Genomic DNA, 21,040 nt, shown 5'->3' with positions numbered 1-21,040 from the left:
TGGTCGACATGGACATCGCACTGCAGTACTGCCACATCACCGTCAACGACCCCGACGAGGCGCTCGCCTTCTACCGCGACGCACTCGGCTTCGAGGTCCGCAACGACGTCGCGTCCGGCGAACACCGCTGGGTCACCCTCGGCAGCCCCGCGCAGCCGGACCTCGAAATCGTCCTCTCGGAACCGCACGCGGGCCGCTCGGCGGCCGACGGCGACGCCCTGCAGGAGCTGCTCACCAAGGGCGTCATGCCGATGTTCGTCTTCCGCACCGACGATCTCGACGCCATGTTCGAGAAGGTACGGGCATCCGGCGCCGAAGTGCTCCAGGAGCCCATGGACCAGGGCTGGGGCCCGCGCGACTGTGCGTTCCGCGACCCCTCGGGCAACCTGGTCCGGATCTCGCAGAAGCCGAAGGGCTAAGGCCTTTACGGCCGGAGCAGCCCGCGCCGGCCCGTAGGAAACCCGGACGAGACGGAGACCCGATGAGCAGGACCCCGAGGACGGACTCGCAGGCGGCAGCAGCGCCGCACGGTGCCGACAGCCACGATCTGATCCGTGTGTACGGCGCGCGCGAGAACAACCTCAAGGACGTCAGCATCGAGCTGCCGAAGCGTCGGCTGACGGTGTTCACCGGTGTCTCCGGTTCGGGCAAGAGTTCCCTGGTGTTCGACACGATCGCCGCGGAGTCCCAGCGGCTGATCAACGAGACGTACAGCGCGTTCGTCCAGGGGTTCATGCCGACGCTGGCGCGGCCCGAGGTGGACGTACTCGAAGGGCTGACGACCGCGATCATCGTCGACCAGCAGCGGCTCGGTGCCGACCCGCGCTCCACGGTCGGCACCGCCACCGACGCCAACGCGATGCTGCGCATCCTCTTCAGCCGACTGGGGCAGCCGCACATCGGGCCGCCGAGCGCGTACTCCTTCAACACGGCCTCGGTCCGGGCGAGCGGTGGGATCACCGTCGAACGCGGTGCCGAGAAGACGAAGACCGTCAAGGCGACCTTCAACCGCACCGGCGGTATGTGCACACGCTGCGAGGGCCGGGGCGCGGTCTCCGACATCGACCTCACCCAGCTCTACGACGACTCCAAGTCGATCGCCGAGGGCGCGTTCACCATCCCGGGGTGGAAGTCGGACAGCCAGTGGACGGTGGGGCTCTACGCCCAGTCGGGCTTCCTCGACCCGAACAAGCCGATCCGCCGGTTCACCAAGAAGGAGATGCGGGACTTCCTCTACGGCGAGCCGACCAAGGTCAAGGTCAACGGCGTCAACCTCACCTACGAGGGACTGATCCCCAAGATCCAGAAGTCGTTCCTGTCCAAGGACAAGGAGGCGCTGCAGCCGCACATCCGGGCTTTCGTGGAGCGGGCGGTCACCTTCGCCACCTGCCCCGACTGCGAGGGCACCCGGCTCAGCGAGGGGGCCCGGTCGTCGAAGATCAAGAAGATCAGCATCGGTGACGCCTGCGCGATGGAGATCCGGGACCTGGCGGAATGGGTACGCGGCCTCGATGACGCCTCGGTCGCCCCGCTGCTCACCGCGCTCCAGCACACGCTCGACTCGTTCGTGGAGATCGGCCTCGGCTATCTCTCACTGGACCGCGCCTCGGGCACCCTCTCGGGCGGTGAGGCGCAGCGCGTCAAGATGATCCGCCACCTCGGTTCGGCCCTCACCGACATCACGTACGTCTTCGACGAGCCGACGATCGGCCTGCACCCGCACGACATCCAGCGCATGAACGACCTGCTGCTGCGGCTGCGCGACAAGGGCAACACCGTGCTCGTCGTGGAGCACAAGCCCGAGGTGATCGCCATCGCCGACCACGTCGTCGACCTCGGTCCCGGCGCCGGTACGGCGGGCGGCACCGTCTGCTTCGAGGGCACCGTCGAGGGGCTGCGGACCGGCGGCACGGTCACCGGCCGCCACTTCGACGACCGGTCCTCGCTGAAGGAGTCGGTGCGCAAGCCGACCGGCACGCTGCCGATCCGGGGCGCGACGAAGCACAACCTCCAGGGCGTCGACGTGGACATCCCGCTCGGGGTGCTGTGTGTGGTGACGGGCGTGGCGGGGTCGGGCAAGAGCTCGCTGATCCACGGCTCTCTGGTGGACGCCAAGGGCGCCGTCAGCGAGGGCGTGGTGTCGGTCGACCAGACCCCGATCCGTGGCTCCCGGCGCAGCAACCCGGCGACGTACACGGGACTCCTGGACGCGATCCGTACGGCGTTCGCCAAGGCCAACGGGGTCAAGCCGGCGCTGTTCAGCGCCAACTCCGAGGGCGCCTGCCCCACCTGCAACGGCGCCGGTGTCATCTACACCGACCTGGCGATGATGGCCGGCGTGGCCACGACCTGCGAGGACTGTGAGGGCAAGCGGTTCCAGGCGGCGGTGCTGGAGTACCACCTCGGTGGCCGGGACATCAGCGAGGTGCTGGCGATGTCGGTGACGGAGGCGGAGGAGTTCTTCGGCGCGGGCGAGGCGCGTACGCCGGCCGCGCACCGCGTCCTGGACCGGCTCGCGGACGTCGGCCTCGGCTACCTCAGCCTCGGCCAGCCCCTCACCACCCTGTCCGGCGGCGAACGCCAACGCCTCAAGCTGGCCACGCACATGGGCGACAAGGGCGGGGTGTACGTCCTCGACGAACCGACGACCGGCCTCCACCTCGCCGACGTCGAGCAGCTGCTCGGCCTGCTCGACCGGCTCGTCGACTCCGGCAAGTCGGTCATCGTCGTCGAGCACCACCAGGCGGTCATGGCCCACGCGGACTGGATCATCGACCTGGGCCCCGGCGCGGGCCACGACGGCGGCCGGATCGTCTTCGAGGGCACCCCGTCGGACCTGGTGGCGGCCCGCAGCACCCTCACGGGGGAGCACTTGGCGGGGTACGTGAGGGCCTGACGCGGGGAGCCACGACGGCGATCGTGGCCCTCTGCCCTACGACTGGAGCCACTCCTCGACGGCCGTGAAGTCCGCCTCCCGCAGCCCGTGGTGAGGGTCGACCCGGTGCAACAGGGCCCGGCCCGGGTGGTGTTCGGCCACCCAGCGACGGTCGACGCCGGTCACCTCGTCGTCGAGCCAGACGAAGGCCCGCCCGGCCGCCAGCTCGACGAGCGGGCGGGTCTTCCAGTGCGGGCCGGGCGGCGCGCCGGGTACCCCGGGCAGGTCATCGTGGTCCGGCTCCGGCCAGTCGACCACCGGAAGAGCGGGCAGGCCCAGCCAGGGGGCGACACACTCGTTCGCCTCGTCCATCCAGGTCGTCGCCCACACCAACTCGCAGCCCAGCGAAGCGAGTCGGGGCCCGAGCGCGGGGTCGATCCGGGGCAGGAGAGGGTTCGCCCCTGCTGCCGGGATGCTCGGTCGCCGAGCGGGCCGATACGTCGGATATCCGTCCGGATACTCCTCCACCGTGCCGCCGAACGGGATCAGCGGTCCGTCGACGTCCAGGAAGAGGAGAGGGCGAGGAAGGAGCGGGCGAGGAAGGAGCGGGCGAGGAAGGAGCGGGGCAGGCATGGCCGGCACCCTAACCCGCCGGTCCATGAGTCACCGCTCCCCCGTTTCTCCCGTTTCTCCCGTCTCCCGTTCAGAAGGGCAACGCCCGCCCGTGCACGACCTCCAGCCGTGACACCGCCCGCGTCAGCACCACGTACAGCCGATGCAGTCCCCGCCCGGCCACCCCCTCCCCCGCTCCTTCCCCTTCCCCTTCCCCTTCCACGATCGCCGCCGGCTCCACCACGACCACGTGGTCCCACTCCAGCCCCTTCACCGACTTCGCCGACATCACCGCGACCCGCCCCCCGCTCACCGCCACCCCCGCCGTGTCCAACACCTCTCGTACGGCCGCCACCTCGCCGTCCGCCGCCACGACCCCCACCGACCCCTCCCCCGCCAGCGCCCGACGCACCGCGGCCACCACCTCCGCAGCGACGTCGGTCGCCTCCACCACCCTCAACTCCCCGTCTCCACGCAGGGATCGGGCCGGTGGCACCGGTACGTCCAGGCGGGCCAGCAGCCGGTTGGCGAAGGCGACGACCGTCTTCGGCACCCGGAACCCGATGGTCAGCGGGATCACCGTGGCGTCCGGTTTGCCCAGGTGGCCCAGCAAGGGCCCCCACGCCCGTGCCGCCCACGGTGTGGTGCCCTGGGCCAGGTCGCCCAGGACCGTCAGCGAGCCGTAGGGCACCCGGCGCGCGATCGCCCGGCACTCCATCGGGGAGAGGTCCTGGGCCTCGTCGATCACGACATGGCCGTATCCCTCGGGGTGTTCGATCAGCCCGGAGACCTCGTCGAGGAGGACCAGATCGGCGGCCGACCAGCGCGCCGACTTCCACGACCTCGGCGGACGCGCCCACCGCACCGCCCGCTGCTCCTCCTCCCCCAACAGCCCCTCGGCAGCCCGCGCCAACGCCCCTTCGTCGCCCAGGAGTTCGGCCACCACCTCCTCCGGACGCACCCTCGGCCACACCGCCTCCACGTAGGCCCCGACCGCCCGGGCCCGCTCGATCCGCCGCACCCAGCCGTTCGTCTGCGGCCCGGCCCGCCGCTCCGCCTCCCGCTGGACACGGCCGACCACCCGGGTCCGTACGCGCTCACGCCCCACGGCGTACGGCGGTTCCTCGGCACTTACACCCGCCACGATCCGCGCCAGCTCCGCCGCGGAGATCCGCCAGCGGTACGAATCGTCGGGCACCTCAAGGGGGCCGAGGGAGTTGGCGTAGCCCTCCGTCGCCACGCGTGCGTACAGCGCCCGGCGCAGCACCTCCGCCATCCGCGCGTCGTGCTTCACGACGGCGGCCCGTTCGTCGTCCTCCGCTCGCACCGGATGGGCCGCGATCTCGTCGGTGACCGTCGACTGCCGTACGCCCGTCTCCCCAAGGGCGGGCAGGACCTCCGAGATGTACGAGAGGAACGTGCGGTTGGGGCCGAGGATCAACAGGCCGCCGCGCTGGACGCGTTGGGGGTGCGTGTAGAGGAGGTAGGCCGCCCGGTGCAGCCCGACGGCCGTCTTCCCGGTGCCGGGAGCGCCCTGCACGCACACGGAGACGCCGAGGCCCGCCCGTACGAGGTCGTCCTGCTCGGGCTGGATCGTCGCGGCGATGTCCCGCATGGGACCGACACGGGGGCGCGCGATCTCGCGGGCGACCAGGCCGTCCGCCCCCGCCAACTCCCCCTCCCCCGAGCCGACTTCCGTCGAATGCTCGTCCAGGTGCTCGTCCTCCAGACCGGTCAGGTCGGCGGAGTCGCCGCTGCTGCCGGGCGCCCAGCCGAACCGGCGCCGTACGGCCACGCCCTGCGGGTCGCGGGCGCTCGCCTGGTAGAAGGCCCGGGAGACGGGGGCTCGCCAGTCCACGACGAGGGGCGGGCGGGTCGGGTGCTCGCTGATCCGCAGGCGCCCGAGGTGGTAGCTCGCCCCGCTGTGCTCACCGCCCCGGTCACCGCTGTCGAAGTCCAACCGGCCGAAGAACAGCGGCCCTTCGGGCAGCTCGCCCAGTTCCTTCGCCTTGCTGCGCAGCTGGTACCCGAGCACCTCCGCGTCCGCCCCGGAGGCGGAGACGTCCGCGCCGGTGACGACGTGCTCGCGGGCGCCGTCGATCATCGCGGCGAGGGCGGCACGACAGGCGTCGTGATGGGCTCGCTCGCGGCGCAGTGAGCCGTGGAGCTGCGCCTGGGCGGGGTCGGGGGCAGGGTCGGTCGACGTCATTCCAGCAAGCATACCGAAATAACGTAACCAAGTTAAATATTTTACCTGGGCAGTTTTTCCACACCCACCGACCGAAGCCTCGGCAGCACCGCCTCCAGCTGCCCGAACGCCCCCTCGGCCGCCGCGACCGCGTCCTCCCGCACCGCCTCGACGGTCTCCCCCGCCGCGATCCGCCGCCAGTTCTCCTGCGCGAGAATCCGCTGTACGGCGATGATCTGGCCGGCCGCGAGCCGGGCCGCCAGGGTGTCACCGAGGGCGACGGCGAGCACGGCCTCCGACCGCTGCTGGTACTCGTACGCCCTCGCGACCAGCGAAGCGGTGCCGTAGAGCAGACGGTGGAAGGCGAGCACCTCGGGGGAGCCGTTGAGGCCGGTGACGGGGTCCTCGCGGCTCAGCCCGTCCAGGAAGTGCCGGCGCAGCGCGTCGACCGGCGACACATCCGCATCCGCACCGGCACTGGCACCGGCCGCCCGCACCACCCGTGCCGCCTCGTCCTCGTGGTCCGCGAAGCGGTGCAGGACGAGATCCTCCTTGGCCGGGAAGTACCGGAACAGCGTCGGCTTCGAGATCCCGGCAGCGGCGGCGATCTCCGCGACGGACACCGCGTCGAAGCCCTTCGCGAGGAAGAGCCTGATCGCGATGTCGGACACGTTCTGGTACGTCTGCTGCTTCTTGCGCTCGCGCAGCCCGGTTCCTGCCATGGGAGCGAGGGTACGCACTCGCCGGCCCCGCACGGACCCGCCCGCGGTACGCAGCCCTCCCGGCCGCCTGCGACTACCTCAACGCGAGCGCCAGATACGGGTTCTCCGTGGAACGGGCCGGCAGCCCCAGCGCGGCCGTGGCCGAGGCCAGCGTCATCGCGTACGAGTCGACCGCGCGGCGGACGTTCGGGGCGTCCAGACCGGCGCCGGTGACCAGGCGGTCCAGGTCGATGTAGGCGGACCGGACGATCTCGATGTCCCGGTAGACACGCCAGTCCCGTTGCCAGTCGTCGGTGTAATTGGCGGCCAGCCCGCTCGACCACCGGCGGAACATGCGGTCGCGGATCTCCGAGCGGGTCGGGGTGAGATGCATGTGGCGTACCAGGTCGTAGAGCGGATCGCCGACCACCGCCATCTCCCAGTCGATGATGGTCAACGCCATCGTGTCGTCCCGGCGTACGAGGTTCCAGGGATTCAGATCGCCGTGCAGCAGCGCCGGTTCACGGTCGCTCACCACATGCCGGCTCAGGATCTCCCGCAGCCGGGCGGCGTCGGGCAGGCCGAGCGCCCGGGCCAGTTGGCGGGACTCGCTCGGCAGGTCGCCGACGAGAACGACGAGTTGCTCGCTCAGCCAGCTGTAGAAGCGCCCCCCGCCCGCCATCGGATCCAGCACCTTGTAGTTCACCCGCGTCAGGGCGCAGAGCTGGTCGACGAGCGCGTCCGCCTCGTGTGGGAGCAGGCCGTTGACCGGATGGCTGGGCGCCTGGTCGATGTCGCGCCGCCCGGCGTACGTGTGGATCGCGAAGGGCTCGTCACGGTAGCTGGTGCCCAGAGCGAGGACCCGGGGCACCGCCACGTCGACGCTCGACCGCTCGATGACCTGGAGCACCGCGTGCTCGCTCAGGAAACTGGGCTCGCGCCGGCAGACCTTCGCCACCTGCCGTCTGACCACCACGGGAAATTCGACGCCCTCGACGCGGACCACCGAGTTGAGGTGCGCGGTCCCCTTGAACACCCGATTGGCCGGAGCCGCTCCCTCGGCCCGCAACGCGCGCTGCACGGCGGTGTGCGGGAAGTCGGTGTGCTCCGGGACCCGCCGGTCCGGTTCCCAGCCGATCGGGGTGCTCGGTCCCGCGTCCCGCCGGGGCGACGACATCCGCCAGCGGTACAGGATCCGCTCGATCGCGTCGTCGCTCGGCACATCGGCCAGCCTCAGCGGCTCGGCGGCCCCCGCCAGCGCCTCGCTCACGGCGGCCGTCGCCTTGTCCAGGCTGCGCTGGTCGAACGATTCCTCCAGCGACCTCGCGGCCCGCATGACATCCGGGAACACGGACTGCGCCCGCTCGAAGGCGACGTAGTGCGGCAGGTCCCGGCGCAGGCCGTTGACCGCGGCGGGCCTGCTCTCCCGCATGGCCTCGGCCCAGGCGTCCACCACCTGACTCCACTGGGAGTCCGGGTACTTCATCCGTACGAGGTGGATGGCGAGGTCGTGCAGGGGGTCGCCGTAGGTGGCCAGTTCCCAGTCGACGGAGGCGAGCGAGGAGGACGGATCGTTGTGGCAGGTGACGATCACGTTGTCCCGGTGCAGGTCCGCGTGGAGCAGGCTGTAGGGCCGACGGGCCATCACGGGCACCCGCTCGGCCCACCGGATCAGTGCGTCCTCCGAGACTCCCAGGGCGACGAACAGCCCACCGTAAACAGCCCAATTGGACTGACGGATGTCACGGTCCGCGCGGTGCGCAAGCATCCGCAGAAAACTCCGGCCGTCCTTCGCGTTGCGCGGCAGACTGCTCGGCAGCGCCTCTCTGCGTACCTGGGCCACCTGCGCCATCAGTCCCGCGAGCGCCTTGATCACCGGGCCGGCGACCGCCTGGCCGTTCTCGCACACCTGGGAGAGCGGTACGCCGTCCACATAGCTGTGGATGGCGAAGCCCGGCCCCGAGGCGAGACACTTCGGCGCCTGGGGCACGGCGTCCTGAACGGCACGCAGGATCGCCGCCTCACGCTTCCAGGTCCGGAGCACCACCGGCAGTGCGTCGGCCCGCCGGACCCGCACCAGCACCGGCGCACCCACCTCGCCGGGCACGACCCGGGCAACGGTCTCCGTCAGCGGGAGCACATGGTTACGGTTGTGGTGGCCACCGCTCGCCACACCCACCTCCGGCGCCCGCCGCACGAAAGCGGACACGACTTCGGGCCACTCGCCAGTGGGTCGTTCCCGCAGCGGGGGCCGGGGAACAGGGGATGCGCCCACGGGCCGCTCCTGGTTGCTCGCGAGAGGTGAGGTTGGGGGCGCACAGCTGGGCAAACGGTATGCGCAGGGCGCGTCCAGTACGACCGGAGCCCGGGCTCTTTGGCCACAACGAGTGGGTTTGCCACTCATCTGCATCAGGTCGTCGCATGCAGGCGTGTTCGCCTTCTCTTACGCAAGGACGGGAGCGGTTGCTCACTTTTGGCGGGCATGCTACCGGACTTGGCTCTGGCCCTCTTCCTCGGCCAGCTGTTCCCACACGGCATCGAACCAACTCTGCGCGCTCTCGACGAAGAGCGACCCCTGTGAGTTCGGGTCGGCGTCCCTGACGAAGCGGGTCAGCAGAGCTCCGAGGCCCAGAACGTCGAGCGCCGGGATCTCGTCACCGTTGTCCAGGAAGACCGGCCGCTCTATCGGCACATAGAAGCCGTGCAGAGCGTCGGTCCTGTTGATGAGGTACAGCTTCCAGGTCGGGGCGATCCGCACGCGGCGGCCGTCGGCGCGGCGGTGGTCTTCACCCTGCTGATGACTCAGGCGTGACCACGCAGCAGCTTCAGCACAGGCTCCAGTGAGCCCACGATCGTCTCAGCACCCGCGTCCCTCAGCAGCTTCTCCTTGCCCTCGTTACGCGCGTAGCCGAGAAACGGAACACCGGCCTTCTGGGCGGCCTGGAAGTCCGAGGGGGCATCGCCGATCATCAGCGCGGACGACGGCGCCGCCCCCATCGCGTTCAACGCGCGGTTGAGGCAGTGCGGGTCCGGCTTGAGACGGCTCAGCTCCGGCGTACGGCCGTAGACGTGCGGCGCGAAGCACGAGGTCAGACCGCGGCTCGCCAGATACTCTCGGGCCACCAGCGGGGAGTTGTTCGTGGTGACCGCGAGCCTGGCACCCACCGCCGTCCAGGTGCGGATCAGCGGGTCGGCGTACGGGGTGGGCATCGCCAGGGGTGCAGCCCGGAGCTCCTCCTGGGTGAGGCGTCTCTCCAGTTCGTCAGCCAGATCGCTCTTCGGGTGCCGCCGGTTGACGGCACGCAGCAGGACCTGCGGATCCAGGGATGCGCGCTCCTCGTCCGTCAGCAGACCGTGCAGTCCCTGCCCTTCGAGCCACTCCACGAGTTCGACCGCCACCAGCTTCGCCGAACGGCCCGCGAACAGGCGGCAGACGGGCCCGTCGAAGTCCCAGAGCACCACTCGGGCGCGGCCTACCGGTTCCCGCAGGCGGTCGATCACGGAGTTGTTCTCGTTCGCCAGTTCGGTCTGTGTCGTATCAGAGGTCACTAGGAGAGTGTCAGGTCCGTCGTGATGGTTTCCCAGAGGGCGTCGAACCACTTCTGGGATTGCTCGACGAACGCGGTGTCCCGTTCCCCTGCACCCTTCTCGAACGAGAAGAGGAGCGACTCGGTCCCCAGGGTGTCGTACATGTCGAGCGTCACGCCGCTCTCGTCCGCCTCCTCGCGGCGGGCGATCATGTAGTACGCGATCAGCGCCTCCGTCCCGTTGAGCAGGTAGAGCTTCACCGGCGGGGTGAACGGCAGCGCCCTGAACGTCACCCGTACGTCGATGCCGTGCGACGAGCGCAGGGCGCGCAGATTGTGCTGGAGGACGTGGCCCTGGGCGTTGCGCTGGGCCAGCCAGCGCTGGTGGACCGGGTCGTCGTCACTGCGGCCGTCGACAGGCACCGGGAAGGCCAGCGTGATGTCGCGGGACGGCAGCAGGATGCGCACGTCGATCCGGTCGGGCTTGATACGGCCCTCGTGGATCAGCCGGACCGACTCCCCGACGGCCAGCATCAGGCTCTCGGCGGTGAGACAGGCCGCGTCGACACGGACGTGCGGGACCGAGAACGCCTCCGTCAGACGCGGCGCCAGCCCCACCATCGTCGGCTGGGGCCCCTCCCTCGGCGCCGGCACCTCGGCGACGCGCGGCGGGCTGCCCTTGCTGACGTTGGTGAGCAGTTGCTCGGCATGCAGGATGCGCAGCGCCTCCCGTACGGCACCGCGCTCGACGCCGAACTCCTCGGCCAGCTCGGCCTGGGTGGGCAGGCGGTCGCCCGGCTGCAGCTCGCCGGTGCGGATGCGGTCACGCAGGGCTGTGGCGATCTCCTGGGGCGTCTGTCTTCTGCTGCCGTTCACTGCCACGTTCTCCTGGGTCACGACCAAACGCTACAACTCCGATCCATCTTTGGGGAGTTGTTTAAAAGTTGTTTATGAGTAGTGGCCAAGTGGGGACAACTTAAGCAGAGTTGGTTACCAACTTGGTGAAGTTGGCGGAATCTTCGCCTCCTTTCTGCCACCCCTGCGACACCACCCCGGACACCGCCCCGGTCAGCACGCCGGACAGCGCCCCGGTCACCGCCCTGAAGGAGGAACCACCATGCCCGCCATCGCTCTCCTCGCCGCCGTCTTCATCAGCGGCTTCCAGCAGTTCGTCAGCTGGCAGTACGGCACCTCCGGCGTCGTCGGCCTGCTGTTGCTCACCATCGGCATCAAGGCCAGGAACGCGACCATCAGCTCCATCGGAGCGGTCGTGCTCGCCCTGCTGGTCACCGGCCCGACTCTGTGACGACGACCGCGGTGAACGGCCGTGGGAGACGCGTCAGTCCGTGAGCACCAGCTCCGAACTGATCGTCTCCCACAGTGCGTCGAACCACAGGTGCGACTGCTCCACGAAGGTCGAGTCGCGCAGCCCGGCGCCCTTCTCGAACGCGAACAGCGTCGACCGGACACCCTCGGCGTCGTACATCTCCACCTGCTCGTGGTCGATCTCCGCCTCGCTTCTCTTCAGCGTGTAGTACGCGAAGAGCGCCTCCGCCCCGTTGAGCAGGTACAGCTGCACCGGTGGCGTGAACGGGAGGGCCCGGAAGGAGACGCGCACGTCGATACCGTGCGTGCCGCGCAGGGTCAGCAGGTTGTGCCGGAGAACCTGCCCCTGGGCGTTGCGGTGGGTCAGCCAGCGGCGTTGCAGCCGGCCGGTGGCCGAGGCCCCGGCGGGCGACCCGTCCGCCAGCTCCACCGGCGTGGGGAACGCGAGGTCGATGTCACGGCTCGGCAGCAGCACCCGCACGTCGATCCTGGCCGGATTCAGCCGCCCGGCATGGATCTGGCGCAGCGGCTCCCCGATGGCCAGGGTGAGCGAGACGGACGTCAGACACAGGGCGTCGATCGCCACGCGCGGCGCCGCGAAGGCCGCCGCGATACGGGGTGCGAGGGCCCCGATGGTGGGCAGCGGCGGGGCGGCGGGGCCGGTCGGCACCGGTCCGGGACCGGGGGCGACCGTCGCCGGGCTGCCCTTGCTGACGTTGGTCAGCAACCGCTCGGCATGCAGAATGCGCAGCGCCTCGCGTACGGCACCGCGCTCGACGCCGAACTCCTGGGCCAGCCTGGCCTGAGTGGGCATGCGCTGGCCGGGCCGCAGCTCACCGGTCCTGATCCGGCTGCGCAGGGCGTCAGCCACGTCTCGGTGTGACCTATGGGTCTCCACAACCAAACCCTACAACTTCCCGCCATCTTTGGGCAGTTCAAGGGAAGGTGGTTATAAGACGCTTCCATGTGGAGATAAGGACAGTGAAGTTGGTAGCCAACTTCTACAACATGGTCAAACCTTCCACAGGTTGGCGATCGAACTCTCTTCCGGAGGGGAGCCTGGAGCTCGGCAGCCAACCACGACGGGAAACGAGGTCGGAGCAGAATCGGATCAGAAGATGTCCGGGCACCACGGCCGCCTGGACGTACGCAGCAGGGCGTCGGCCACACGGGCGGCGCCCGCTCGTTCCTCCCGCACCCGCCCCAGCGCCGCCAACCGCACCGCCGACTCGTCCCCGAGCCACAGTGCCGCCAACTCCCTCACGTCCAGGGTGATTTCGGCGGCGTCCCGGACACCCGGCGTACAGGAGCCGACGCCCTGCGCCGACACCTCAAGCCGGTACCGTCCCCCGGCGAACCCGGCCGCGTCGACGACCTCCAGGACGAGACCACGACTGCCGCCGGCCACCCCGTCGTACACGTCGTAGGCGTCGTACGGACGCGCCTCCAGGGCCTGTACGACATCCAGGATCCGCACCCACAGCCAGTCCGCGTGCGTGGTGAGCCTGGCCGCCCGCGGGTCCGGCAGGAAGAAGGGGAGCAGGTCGTCCGGGGCGCGCCAGCCGGTCTTGACCTTGGTGATCCAGTCGATCGAGCAGAGGTACTGCCACAGGGCGCGCTCGGCAGCCGGTGTCGTGGCGATCAGCCAGTTCACGTCGGCGGTGTCCTGCGGCTGCTTGGCGTCCCACTTGTCGTCGGCCTCGTACGAGACAAGCCCGTCGACCTCACCGTCCGCCGAGCGACAGACGGCGTAGAAGGGCTCGACCCAGGACCCCCCGAACCGCACCGCACCGGTGTTGACCTGCCACCAGCGCTCGTCCCGGCTGACGGTACCCGGCTGCTGCCGCGCGAGCCGTGTGTGCAGCTCGGGCCCCAGCTTCCGTACGTCCGCCGCGTCCACCAGGTCGATACGGCCGCCGTCCGCCGGGCCCGCCCAGCGGGGGTCGAGGCCTGCGCGCGGTACGTCGATGGTCCACTCGGAGGTCCAGGTGGCGGGCCCGAAGCCGTAGCGTCCGTAGATCGGGTACTCGGCGGCGATCAGCGTGGCCACGACGTCCCCGCGTTCCTTCGCGGCGGCGAGGTCCTGGGTCATCATGCGGGTGAGGATGCCTCGGCGGCGGTGGGTGGGAGAGACGGTGACGTTCGAGATCGCGTCGGCCGGAACGGTCCTGCCGGCGCCGACACTCAGGTCCTGCGGGAACGAGCGGAAGGTCGCCACGCATCGGTCGCCGTCGTACGCGCCGAGGGTCCGCCCCGGCAGGAAGCCGCCGCGGCGCGCCTCCAGCTCCGTGTCCGTGACCTCGGGCGACCGGAGGAACCCGGTGCTCAGGGCCCGGGTCCACTCCCGGAGCCCGTCCTCGTTGACGATGCGTACGTCGATGTCGGCACGGGGGGTCATGAGGCCAGGCTAGGGGGAGGTCGAGTGGGTGTCGCGCGGATTTTTCTTCGCCCCCGCCGCCCCTACCCGTCCCGTCCCTCCCCCAGAGGGGGGACCCCCACTGGGGGCTGCCGCCCCCAGACCCCCGCATCGGCCCTGAACGGGCCTTGTCCTCAAACGCCGGACGGGCTGAAGGTGCGGGCCGGAGCTGGATGACGGCCCTCAGATCAACAGATCCTCCACCTGCGCCTCGCCCTCCCGGTAGCGCCGGGCGATCTCCCCGCTGCAGTCGTCCGCCGTCCGCTGCAGACCCTGCCGCCGCTGCGAAACCTGCTGCTCGTACCGCACCAGCCTGCCCATGGCCGCCGTCAGTTCCGGATCCGTCCGCGCGTCCAGGTCCGACAGTTCGACGTCCGCGAGCATCTCCGCCGCGAGCCGCCCGTACAGCTCGCTGTGCGGTGTACCCAGCGTCACGTGCCGCGCCGACGACCGATGCCGCGCCGGTGCGTCCGTCAGGATCTCGGACAGCCGCTCCACGACCGAGCCCTCCCCCACCGCGACCACGGACGTGGGCCCGCGCCGGGCGAGTTCCGCCCGCAGGATGTCGATGCGCCCCTGCAGCAGCCGCCGTACGTAACTGAGGTCGGCCTCGTCACGCTGGGCGTCCCGGCGCAGGACGCGCAGCTCGGACAGTCGCAGCACGGCGAGGTCGTGCTCGGGCGGAGCGGGGGCCAGCAGCGAACCGATCGAAGTGACCGGAGCAGCCGACGCGTCCGGACCGGCGTCGCGCTGCTCGGGCGGTCGGGCGGCCGTATGAGGCCGCCCGGTACTCGGTGTGCTCATGTGCCTCTACCGTCCCCTCGACAGGCGAATGGGTAGCATCGTGCCACCCCCGGTGGCCGCTATGTGACCGAGTGCCCCCGAACGGCCCCAGATGGGGGCTTAAGCATCAAAAAGAATCCCTCCATGGCCCACAGAACCGGTCCGGCCACCATGACTTGACGTTCATGACGTTCATGGCGGCACGGCATGATGGACCCATGCGTGCGGTGGTGCAGAGGGTGGACGGCGCGAGCGTCGTCGTGGACGGTGAGGTGACCGGGGAGATCGCGGGCGAGGGCCTGTGCGTCCTCGTCGGGGTCACGCACGAGGACACGAAGGAGAAGGCGGCCCAACTGGCCCGCAAACTCTGGTCGATCCGCATGCTGGCGGACGAGAGGTCGTGCTCCGACATCGACGCCCCGCTGCTCGTCATCAGCCAGTTCACCCTGTACGGCGACGCCCGCAAGGGCCGCCGCCCGACCTGGAACGCGGCAGCCCCCGGCGACGTCGCCGAACCGCTCGTCGACGAGGTGGTCGCCCAACTCCGTTCGCTGGGCGCGACGGTGGCGACGGGCCGCTTCGGCGCCCAGATGCGGGTCACCCTGACGAACGACGGCCCGTTCACCGTCCTCCTGGAGATCTGAAGGCCGAGAGACCGCGAACTACGGCTCGACCACGACCTCCTGCGCTGCAGCCGTCGTGTCGGCCACCAGCCGCGCGTCCACCGCCACGTTCCGCTTCACCAGCGCGAGCGCGACCGGCCCCAGCTCGTGATGGCGTACGGACGTCGTGATGACGCCGATCTTCCGCCCCTCGGGCCCGTCGTCCGCGAGCCGGAGTTCCGTGCCGGGCGGCGGCAGGTGGACCTCGCTGCCGTCCAGGTGCAGGAACACGAGCCGACGCGGCGGCTTGCCCAGGTTCTGGACCCGGGCGACCGTCTCCTGCCCCCGGTAGCAGCCCTTCTGCAGATGCACCGCCGTGCCGATCCAGCCCAGCTCGTGCGGGATGGTCCGGTGGTCGGTCTCGAACCCGAGGCGCGGCCGGTGCTGCTCGACCCGCAGCGCCTCGTACGCCAGCAGCCCCGCCGCCGGTCCGGCCTTCTCGGCGTACGACTCCAGCTCGCCGCGAGGGAGGAAGAGGTCACGCCCGTACGCGGTCTCGCGTACGACGACACCGTCAGGGACCTCCGCGATGGCCCCGGCGGGCAGATGAACGACCGCGAACTCGTCCGTCCGGTCGGCGACTTCGACCCGGTAGAAGAACTTCATCGACTCCAGGTAGGCGATCAGCGCCTCCTGGGTCCCCGGCTCCACATGCGCCCAGGTGGTCGTGCCGTCGTCGACCAGGTACAGCGCGTGCTCGATGTGACCGTGCGCGGACAGCACCAGCGCCTCGGTGGCCTCGCCCACGGGCAGGTCGCTGACGTGCTGGGTGAGCAGCAGGTGCAGCCAGGTCAGCCGGTCGTCGCCGGTGACGGTGACCACGCCCCGGTGGGAGAGGTCGACGAATCCGATGCCCTCGGCGAGGGCACGCTGTTCGCGGAACAGCTCGCCGTAGTGGGCGGCGACGCCTTCGTCCACCCCCTCGGCGGGGACGGCGCCGGACAGGAACAGCAAAGGGCTCTTCATGGGGACAAGCCTACGACTCGGTAGTTGAAACCTTGGCCGTCGCGGTGTGCGGGGTGGCAGCCTGCGGTTTCGAGCCCTTGCCTGCCGCCGCCTCGTGCGCGCAGTCCTTGCAACGGCCGAAGATCGCGAAGTGCTTCATGTCGGTCTCGAACCCGAAGTCCGCGCGCAGCTTGGCCGTGAAGTCCGCGGCGACAGCGACATCCGTCTCGATCACGTTCTCGCAGTCGCGGCAGACCAGATGGATGTGGTGGTGCCGGTCGGCGAGGTGGTACGTCGGCGCGCCGTGCCCGAGGTGGGCATGGCTGACCAGCCCCAGCTCCTCCAGCAGCTCCAGAGTCCGATAGACCGTGGAAATGTTGACCCCCGACGCCGTCTTCCTCACTTCCACGAGGATGTCGTCGGGGGTCGCGTGCTCCAGGGTGTCCACGGCTTCGAGGACAAGCTGGCGTTGCGGGGTCAGCCGGTAACCGCGCTGCCGCAGATCACTCTTCCAGTCGGTGCTCACCACACCTCAGAGTCTAGGACCACTTGCCGCCTCTACTTGAAAAAGGCGATCCCGTCGTCCGGCAGATCGTCCGGCAGGGCCTTCGCCCAGCGTTCGACGTCCTCCGGGGTGACGACCTTCTTCAGCTGGGCCGACATGTACGGGCGCAGCTCGACGTCCGGGGTCTGCTTCTCGCCGACCCACATGAGGTCGCTGTTCACGTACCCGTACAGCCGCTTGCCGCCGCTGTACGGCCCCGAGGCCGCCGTCCGCGCCACGGCGTCGGTCACGATGTCGATCTGCGGCTTCTTGGCGGCCAGCTCGCCGTACCAGACCTCGACGACACCGTCCTGGCGCACCATGACGACCTCGACCTTGCGGTCGGCGTCGATGCGCCAGTAACCGGACTCGGACTCCAGGGGCCTGACCTTGTTGCCGTCGGCGTCCAGCACCCACGAGTGGGAGTGGTACTCCAGGAAGTCGCGCCCGTCGTGCGTGAAGGTGACCTCCTGCCCGAAGTTGCACTTCTCGTCACCGGGGAAGTCGTAAACCCCCGCGCCGGCCCAGTTGCCGACCAGGAAGACGAGAGGCAGAAGGTCCTTGTGGAGGTCGGACGGGATCTCGATCATGAGCTGCGTTTCCTGCGATTCCTGGTGGCGGGGGTCAGCGCTGGCCCTGGTACAGCTTCTTGACCGTCAGACCGGCGAAGGCGAGAACGCCCACGGCGACCAGAACCAGCAGGGCTTCGAAGAATGCCTCAAGCACGGGGTGCTCCTCGGACGATCGGTTGTGTGCACAAGAGCCGGGCCCAAGCTTACGCGGCCGGGGCCCGGCTCTCTCGGCCAGGTGTCGGAACGGTCGGGGCGCCCCCCTCAGCCGAGCAGCTGACTCCCGCCCGGCCTACCATGCGGCCATGGCGAAGAAGCTCGTGATCAAGGTGACGGCGGGGGCGGACGCCCCCGAGCGCTGCTCGCAGGCGTTCACGGTGGCGGCGGTGGCCGTGGCCAGTGGGGTCGAGGTGTCCCTGTGGCTGACCGGGGAGTCGGCCTGGTTCGCGCTGCCCGGACGGGCCGCCGAGTTCGAGCTGCCGCACGCCGCGCCGCTGCCCGACCTGATCGACTCGGTCCTCGCGGCCGGGCGCCTCACCCTCTGCACCCAGTGCGCGGCCCGGCGGGACATCACCGAGAAGGACGTCATCGAGGGCGTACGGATCGCGGGCGCGCAGGTCTTCGTCCAGGAGGCGATGGCGGACGGGACCCAGGCGCTCGTCTACTGAGACGCCCTCCTACCCGGGTGTCTCCACCCACAGGCAGAACGGGTGGCCCGAGGGGTCCAGCAGCACGCGTACGTCGTCCTGCGGCTGGTGTTCGTGGAGTCTCGCGCCCTCGGCCACGGCCCGGGCGGTCTCCCCCTCCGGGTCGTCGACCTCGATGTCCAGGTGGAGCATCATCTGCTGGTCGCCGGGGAGGCGGGTCGGCCATACCGGTGGGACGTACGCGCGCTCCGTCTCGAAGGCGAGGGAGACGCCCTCGGTGCCGGGCGGGGGGCCGATGAGGACCCAGTCGGGTTCCTCGCGGCGGATCTCGTAGCCGAGGAGACGGCGGTAGAAGCCGGCCAGTTCGTGCGCGTCGTGCGCGTCGAGCACGACGGTGGACACTCCCGTACGCCCCACAGGTCCCCTTCCGGTTACTGCTGTCGCCGCTTCTTGCCGTCCAGCTCGTCCCACCACTCGTCGGACTTGCTGTCGCCGGACGGATCGTCCCACCAGCGGTCGTCCGGGCCCCGGCGGTTGGCGACCATCGCCGCCAGGGGCGGGATCACCATCGCGACCACGCACATTCCGACCGCCACCGGCATCGACCAGAGGCGTACGACCGACCAGGCCAGGACGAAGAGGCCGATGCACGTCCCCATCATGGCGAAGTAGGCGTGGCGCCGTCGCGCGTACATGAGTCCAGGGTAGGTCCGTGCATCCGCGCACGGCGAAGGGCCGCCCTCCGGTGCTCCCGGGGAACGGCCCTTCGCCGTACTGCGCTGTGCGTGTCGTCCGTCAGACGGCGATCGCGACCTCCGAGAGGCCGCCCGTCCGGGCGACGACCGTGCGGTCGGCCGTGCCGCCCGGGACGAGGGCGCGGACGGTCCAGGTGCCCTCGGCCGCGTAGAAGCGGAACTGTCCGGTCGCCGAGGTGGGGACCTCGGCGGTGAACTCGCCGGTCGAGTCCAGGAGGCGGACGTATCCGACCACCGGCTCGCCGTCGCGGGTCACCTGACCCTGGATCGTGGTCTCACCGGGCTTGATCGTCGAGGCGTCCGGGCCGCCGGCCTTCGCTCCACACATGTCTTTTCTCCATCAGAGGTCTGACCGGAGGGAAGGCCGGTCGGGGTGTACGAGGGTTTGCTTACTTGTTGGCGCCGAGCTCGATCGGAACGCCGACCAGGGAGCCGTACTCGGTCCAGGAGCCGTCGTAGTTCTTGACGTTCTCCACGCCGAGCAGCTCGTGCAGGACGAACCAGGTGAGCGCGGAACGCTCACCGATGCGGCAGTACGCGATGGTGTCCTTGGCGAGGTCGACCTGCTCGTCGGCGTAGAGCTCCTTGAGCTCGTCGTCCGACTTGAAGGTGCCGTCGTCGTTGGCGTTCTTCGACCACGGGATGTTGCGGGCGGACGGGACGTGGCCCGGGCGCTGCGACTGCTCCTGCGGGAGGTGGGCAGGGGCGAGCAGCTTGCCGCTGAACTCGTCGGGCGAGCGCACGTCGACCAGGTTCTGCGAGCCGATGGCCGCCACGACGTCGTCGCGGAAGGCGCGGATCGACTTGTTCTGCGGCTTGGCCTTGTAGTCGGTGGCGGTCCGCTCGGGGACCTCCTCGACCAGCTCGCGGGCGTCGAGCTCCCACTTCTTGCGGCCGCCGTCGAGCAGCTTGACGCTGTTGTGGCCGTACAGCTTGAAGTACCAGTAGGCGTACGAGGCGAACCAGTTGTTGTTGCCGCCGTAGAGCACCACGAGGGTGTCGTTGCCGATGCCCTTCGCCGAGAGGAGCTCCTCGAAGCCCTCCTGGTCGATGAAGTCACGGCGTACCGGGTCCTGGAGGTCCTTGGTCCAGTCGATCCGGATGGCGTTGCGGATGTGGTTCTTCTCGTAGGCGGACGTGTCCTCGTCCACCTCGACGATGGCGATGTCGGCGTTGTCGAGGTTGGCCTCGACCCAGTCGGCGTCGACCAGAACGTCGCTGCGGCTCATGCTGTTTCTCCTCCGGGGCAGTTGCGGCGGGGTGGTGCGTAAGCAGAGGGGGTACGGATGCGGTCGTACCCGGTCGTACCCGCTCGTGTGCGGTCAGGCCTGTTGCGACTCGCGCACGAGGACCCTTGGGTGAAGGGCGCCGGGGATGCGGGAGGTGGTGCGCCGCTGATGCCGCGCGCTCCCGCTCAGAAAGGGCGACAGAGCATGGCGGCGACGCGGCACAGGTCTACTGCCCGCCGCTTCGTGAGATCCGCCTGTCGCTGCATAGCGTCGATCGTAGGGACGGATTGCCGGGGATGTCACCGGCGTGTCGCATGATGAGACGCGATCGTCCGCGATGTGAGATACGAGAGGGTGGCGAGCGGTGACCGCGGGGGTACGGGCGAGGAGATGAGGGGTGCGTCCGTCGTCACATCTGCGGTACGGACGGAGCTGTCTCGCCAGTTGGACGCCCGCGCGACGCGAGGGCGCCCTGTCGGGTCCCACCCCGCCAGTTACCCCGCCAGGCTGACGTTCGAACCCTTCACCGTGATGTCCACCCCGGTCTTCGCCGCCTCGACCGAGTCCAGCTTGATACCGCCGGGCAGGCCCTCGATCTTCTGCTCGAAGTCCGTCACCGCGCGCATCTTGCCGTCGGCGAGGTCGATGCCCAGGTTGGGCAGGGAGTCCGCCTTCACCTTCACCGTGTCGCCGTCGACCGTGACCGTGCTGAGGACCGACACCGGCTTCGGCAACTCCTTGCCCAGGACCGTCGCCTCGACCTCGACCTTGATCTTGCCGTTGCCGCCGTCGGAGAGGCCCACGACCGTGGCGGTCACACCGGGCACCACCTCCGTGGGCCCCGGCTCGGCCGACTTGGCCGCCTTCAGCAGTTCCGCGTACGTGATGGTCGCGCTGCCGGTGGCGGTGGCCGCGGTGGCGGAGCTGTAGTCGCCGGTGAACTCGACGTCGCGCATCTGGGCGTTGAGGTCGTCGATACGGATGTTCTGGCCGGAGGTTCCGGTGGCGGCCTCGTAGTCCTTGATACCGACCTTGACGTCGTCGAGTTCGCCGCCGGCGACCTGGGTGAGGAAGGGGAAACCGTTGATCGACACGTCCGGGGTGGCGGCCAGGCCTTCGCTGCTTCTGAGGCGGTCCGCGACCTCGTCCTCCGCGAAGCCGACGGCGACGCGGTCGGCGATCACGAAGAGGCCGCCGAGGATGACGGCGACGATGAGGAGTATTCGGAGTGCACGCATGTTCGCGACGGTACCCGGCGGGG

24 protein-coding genes are annotated in these 21,040 nt (G+C 69.9%); 5 read left to right on the top strand and 19 right to left on the bottom strand.

The window, feature by feature from the left end:
- Positions 1 to 8: 8 nt before the first annotated feature.
- Both OHN74_RS23520 and OHN74_RS23515 read left to right on the top strand, forming a co-directional pair.
- Positions 9 to 419, top strand: a complete 411-nt coding sequence (locus OHN74_RS23520; protein ID WP_327696535.1) for a VOC family protein — start codon at positions 9 to 11, stop codon at positions 417 to 419.
- A 62-nt stretch (positions 420 to 481) separates the two neighbouring features.
- Positions 482 to 2,896: an excinuclease ABC subunit UvrA gene (locus OHN74_RS23515; protein WP_327696534.1), complete on the top strand. Its 2,415-nt coding sequence runs from the start codon at positions 482 to 484 to the stop codon at positions 2,894 to 2,896.
- A gap of 36 nt (positions 2,897 to 2,932) precedes the next feature.
- Here the strand turns inward: OHN74_RS23515 and OHN74_RS23510 are convergent, their stop codons facing one another.
- From OHN74_RS23510 to OHN74_RS23480, 7 genes are all read right to left on the bottom strand, one after another.
- On the bottom strand, positions 2,933 to 3,508 hold the full coding sequence (locus OHN74_RS23510; protein WP_327696533.1) for an HAD domain-containing protein: 576 nt from the start codon (positions 3,506 to 3,508) through the stop codon (positions 2,933 to 2,935).
- 70 nt (positions 3,509 to 3,578) lie between these two features.
- Positions 3,579 to 5,696: a HelD family protein gene (locus tag OHN74_RS23505; protein WP_327696532.1), complete on the bottom strand. Its 2,118-nt coding sequence runs from the start codon at positions 5,694 to 5,696 to the stop codon at positions 3,579 to 3,581.
- A gap of 41 nt (positions 5,697 to 5,737) precedes the next feature.
- Positions 5,738 to 6,397 (bottom strand): TetR family transcriptional regulator, encoded by a 660-nt coding sequence (locus tag OHN74_RS23500; protein WP_327696531.1) that lies wholly within the window; start codon positions 6,395 to 6,397, stop codon positions 5,738 to 5,740.
- Between the two features lie 73 nt (positions 6,398 to 6,470).
- Complete coding sequence (locus OHN74_RS23495; RefSeq protein ID WP_327696530.1) at positions 6,471 to 8,651, bottom strand: aminoglycoside phosphotransferase family protein; 2,181 nt, start codon at positions 8,649 to 8,651, stop codon at positions 6,471 to 6,473.
- Between the two features lie 210 nt (positions 8,652 to 8,861).
- Positions 8,862 to 9,134, bottom strand: coding sequence for a hypothetical protein (locus tag OHN74_RS23490; RefSeq protein WP_327696529.1), 273 nt, complete (start codon positions 9,132 to 9,134; stop codon positions 8,862 to 8,864).
- A gap of 44 nt (positions 9,135 to 9,178) precedes the next feature.
- The gene (locus OHN74_RS23485) at positions 9,179 to 9,976 is read right to left on the bottom strand and encodes an HAD family hydrolase (RefSeq protein ID WP_443060432.1); all 798 of its coding nucleotides are present in this window, start codon (positions 9,974 to 9,976) and stop codon (positions 9,179 to 9,181) included.
- On the bottom strand, positions 9,925 to 10,806 hold the full coding sequence (locus OHN74_RS23480) for a FadR/GntR family transcriptional regulator (RefSeq protein ID WP_327696527.1): 882 nt from the start codon (positions 10,804 to 10,806) through the stop codon (positions 9,925 to 9,927). Before OHN74_RS23480 ends, OHN74_RS23485 begins: the two co-directional genes overlap by 52 nt.
- 214 nt (positions 10,807 to 11,020) lie before the next feature.
- Here OHN74_RS23480 and OHN74_RS23475 point away from each other — a divergent pair, with 214 nt between their 5' ends.
- Positions 11,021 to 11,209, top strand: a complete 189-nt coding sequence (locus tag OHN74_RS23475; RefSeq protein ID WP_327696525.1) for a hypothetical protein — start codon at positions 11,021 to 11,023, stop codon at positions 11,207 to 11,209.
- A 33-nt stretch (positions 11,210 to 11,242) separates the two neighbouring features.
- Here the strand turns inward: OHN74_RS23475 and OHN74_RS23470 are convergent, their stop codons facing one another.
- The 3 genes from OHN74_RS23470 to OHN74_RS23460 form a co-directional block, all read right to left on the bottom strand.
- Positions 11,243 to 12,100: a winged helix-turn-helix domain-containing protein gene (locus tag OHN74_RS23470; RefSeq protein WP_327696524.1), complete on the bottom strand. Its 858-nt coding sequence runs from the start codon at positions 12,098 to 12,100 to the stop codon at positions 11,243 to 11,245.
- A 240-nt stretch (positions 12,101 to 12,340) separates the two neighbouring features.
- On the bottom strand, positions 12,341 to 13,627 hold the full coding sequence (locus OHN74_RS23465) for a GNAT family N-acetyltransferase (protein WP_327696523.1): 1,287 nt from the start codon (positions 13,625 to 13,627) through the stop codon (positions 12,341 to 12,343).
- A 201-nt stretch (positions 13,628 to 13,828) separates the two neighbouring features.
- Complete coding sequence (locus tag OHN74_RS23460) at positions 13,829 to 14,449, bottom strand: RsiG family protein (RefSeq protein WP_327696522.1); 621 nt, start codon at positions 14,447 to 14,449, stop codon at positions 13,829 to 13,831.
- Between the two features lie 197 nt (positions 14,450 to 14,646).
- On the opposite strand from OHN74_RS23460, the gene dtd reads away from it, so the two are divergent.
- On the top strand, positions 14,647 to 15,072 hold the full coding sequence (gene dtd / locus OHN74_RS23455; RefSeq protein ID WP_327696521.1) for a D-aminoacyl-tRNA deacylase: 426 nt from the start codon (positions 14,647 to 14,649) through the stop codon (positions 15,070 to 15,072).
- 18 nt (positions 15,073 to 15,090) lie between these two features.
- Here dtd and ygfZ read toward each other — a convergent pair whose 3' ends face one another.
- Genes ygfZ through OHN74_RS23440 form a run of 3 tightly spaced genes read right to left on the bottom strand, consistent with a single transcriptional unit; the run spans position 15,091 to position 17,169 of the window.
- Positions 15,091 to 16,056: a CAF17-like 4Fe-4S cluster assembly/insertion protein YgfZ gene (gene ygfZ / locus OHN74_RS23450; RefSeq protein WP_327696519.1), complete on the bottom strand. Its 966-nt coding sequence runs from the start codon at positions 16,054 to 16,056 to the stop codon at positions 15,091 to 15,093.
- A 10-nt stretch (positions 16,057 to 16,066) separates the two neighbouring features.
- Positions 16,067 to 16,564, bottom strand: coding sequence for a Fur family transcriptional regulator (locus OHN74_RS23445; protein ID WP_327696518.1), 498 nt, complete (start codon positions 16,562 to 16,564; stop codon positions 16,067 to 16,069).
- Between the two features lie 29 nt (positions 16,565 to 16,593).
- Positions 16,594 to 17,169 (bottom strand): FABP family protein, encoded by a 576-nt coding sequence (locus OHN74_RS23440; RefSeq protein ID WP_327696517.1) that lies wholly within the window; start codon positions 17,167 to 17,169, stop codon positions 16,594 to 16,596.
- A 284-nt stretch (positions 17,170 to 17,453) separates the two neighbouring features.
- On the opposite strand from OHN74_RS23440, the gene OHN74_RS23435 reads away from it, so the two are divergent.
- Complete coding sequence (locus tag OHN74_RS23435) at positions 17,454 to 17,816, top strand: DsrE family protein (RefSeq protein WP_235477124.1); 363 nt, start codon at positions 17,454 to 17,456, stop codon at positions 17,814 to 17,816.
- A gap of 9 nt (positions 17,817 to 17,825) precedes the next feature.
- On the opposite strand, the gene OHN74_RS23430 is transcribed toward OHN74_RS23435, so the two are convergent.
- The 6 genes from OHN74_RS23430 to OHN74_RS23410 all read right to left on the bottom strand — a co-directional run bounded on the left by OHN74_RS23430 (position 17,826) and on the right by OHN74_RS23410 (position 21,017).
- Positions 17,826 to 18,212, bottom strand: a complete 387-nt coding sequence (locus tag OHN74_RS23430) for a VOC family protein (RefSeq protein WP_327696514.1) — start codon at positions 18,210 to 18,212, stop codon at positions 17,826 to 17,828.
- A gap of 14 nt (positions 18,213 to 18,226) precedes the next feature.
- Positions 18,227 to 18,490, bottom strand: coding sequence for a DUF3099 domain-containing protein (locus OHN74_RS23425; RefSeq protein ID WP_327696513.1), 264 nt, complete (start codon positions 18,488 to 18,490; stop codon positions 18,227 to 18,229).
- A 100-nt stretch (positions 18,491 to 18,590) separates the two neighbouring features.
- Positions 18,591 to 18,878 carry a DUF1416 domain-containing protein gene (locus OHN74_RS23420; protein ID WP_327696512.1) on the bottom strand — a complete coding sequence of 96 codons (288 nt, stop codon included), beginning with the start codon at positions 18,876 to 18,878 and terminating at the stop codon, positions 18,591 to 18,593.
- A 61-nt stretch (positions 18,879 to 18,939) separates the two neighbouring features.
- Positions 18,940 to 19,779, bottom strand: coding sequence for a sulfurtransferase (locus tag OHN74_RS23415; RefSeq protein ID WP_327696511.1), 840 nt, complete (start codon positions 19,777 to 19,779; stop codon positions 18,940 to 18,942).
- A 185-nt stretch (positions 19,780 to 19,964) separates the two neighbouring features.
- The gene (locus OHN74_RS42930; protein WP_351335063.1) at positions 19,965 to 20,045 is read right to left on the bottom strand and encodes an Ms5788A family Cys-rich leader peptide; all 81 of its coding nucleotides are present in this window, start codon (positions 20,043 to 20,045) and stop codon (positions 19,965 to 19,967) included.
- 228 nt (positions 20,046 to 20,273) lie between these two features.
- The gene (locus OHN74_RS23410) at positions 20,274 to 21,017 is read right to left on the bottom strand and encodes an LmeA family phospholipid-binding protein (protein ID WP_327696510.1); all 744 of its coding nucleotides are present in this window, start codon (positions 21,015 to 21,017) and stop codon (positions 20,274 to 20,276) included.
- Positions 21,018 to 21,040 lie beyond the last annotated feature (23 nt).

Source organism: Streptomyces sp. NBC_00459 (assembly GCF_036013955.1).
GTDB lineage: Bacteria > Actinomycetota > Actinomycetes > Streptomycetales > Streptomycetaceae > Streptomyces.
Note: the sequence above shows the minus strand (reverse complement) of the source record. Positions and strands in the feature narration are given on the sequence as shown.

What these genes read in the sequence shown, in the direction of transcription:
- OHN74_RS23410 (WP_327696510.1), bottom strand. Translation starts at nt 21,017, where the DNA reads ATGCGTGCACTCCGAATACTCCTCATCGTCGCCGTCATCCTCGGCGGC.
- OHN74_RS23420 (WP_327696512.1), bottom strand. Translation starts at nt 18,878, where the DNA reads ATGTGTGGAGCGAAGGCCGGCGGCCCGGACGCCTCGACGATCAAGCCC.
- OHN74_RS23440 (WP_327696517.1), bottom strand. Translation starts at nt 17,169, where the DNA reads ATGATCGAGATCCCGTCCGACCTCCACAAGGACCTTCTGCCTCTCGTC.
- OHN74_RS23475 (WP_327696525.1), top strand. Translation starts at nt 11,021, where the DNA reads ATGCCCGCCATCGCTCTCCTCGCCGCCGTCTTCATCAGCGGCTTCCAG.
- OHN74_RS23510 (WP_327696533.1), bottom strand. Translation starts at nt 3,508, where the DNA reads ATGCCTGCCCCGCTCCTTCCTCGCCCGCTCCTTCCTCGCCCGCTCCTT.
- OHN74_RS23465 (WP_327696523.1), bottom strand. Translation starts at nt 13,627, where the DNA reads ATGACCCCCCGTGCCGACATCGACGTACGCATCGTCAACGAGGACGGG.
- OHN74_RS23520 (WP_327696535.1), top strand. Translation starts at nt 9, where the DNA reads ATGGACATCGCACTGCAGTACTGCCACATCACCGTCAACGACCCCGAC.
- OHN74_RS23500 (WP_327696531.1), bottom strand. Translation starts at nt 6,397, where the DNA reads ATGGCAGGAACCGGGCTGCGCGAGCGCAAGAAGCAGCAGACGTACCAG.
- dtd (WP_327696521.1), top strand. Translation starts at nt 14,647, where the DNA reads ATGCGTGCGGTGGTGCAGAGGGTGGACGGCGCGAGCGTCGTCGTGGAC.
- OHN74_RS23435 (WP_235477124.1), top strand. Translation starts at nt 17,454, where the DNA reads ATGGCGAAGAAGCTCGTGATCAAGGTGACGGCGGGGGCGGACGCCCCC.
- OHN74_RS23515 (WP_327696534.1), top strand. Translation starts at nt 482, where the DNA reads ATGAGCAGGACCCCGAGGACGGACTCGCAGGCGGCAGCAGCGCCGCAC.
- OHN74_RS23415 (WP_327696511.1), bottom strand. Translation starts at nt 19,779, where the DNA reads ATGAGCCGCAGCGACGTTCTGGTCGACGCCGACTGGGTCGAGGCCAAC.
- OHN74_RS42930 (WP_351335063.1), bottom strand. Translation starts at nt 20,045, where the DNA reads ATGCAGCGACAGGCGGATCTCACGAAGCGGCGGGCAGTAGACCTGTGC.
- ygfZ (WP_327696519.1), bottom strand. Translation starts at nt 16,056, where the DNA reads ATGAAGAGCCCTTTGCTGTTCCTGTCCGGCGCCGTCCCCGCCGAGGGG.
- OHN74_RS23425 (WP_327696513.1), bottom strand. Translation starts at nt 18,490, where the DNA reads ATGTACGCGCGACGGCGCCACGCCTACTTCGCCATGATGGGGACGTGC.
- OHN74_RS23460 (WP_327696522.1), bottom strand. Translation starts at nt 14,449, where the DNA reads ATGAGCACACCGAGTACCGGGCGGCCTCATACGGCCGCCCGACCGCCC.
- OHN74_RS23505 (WP_327696532.1), bottom strand. Translation starts at nt 5,696, where the DNA reads ATGACGTCGACCGACCCTGCCCCCGACCCCGCCCAGGCGCAGCTCCAC.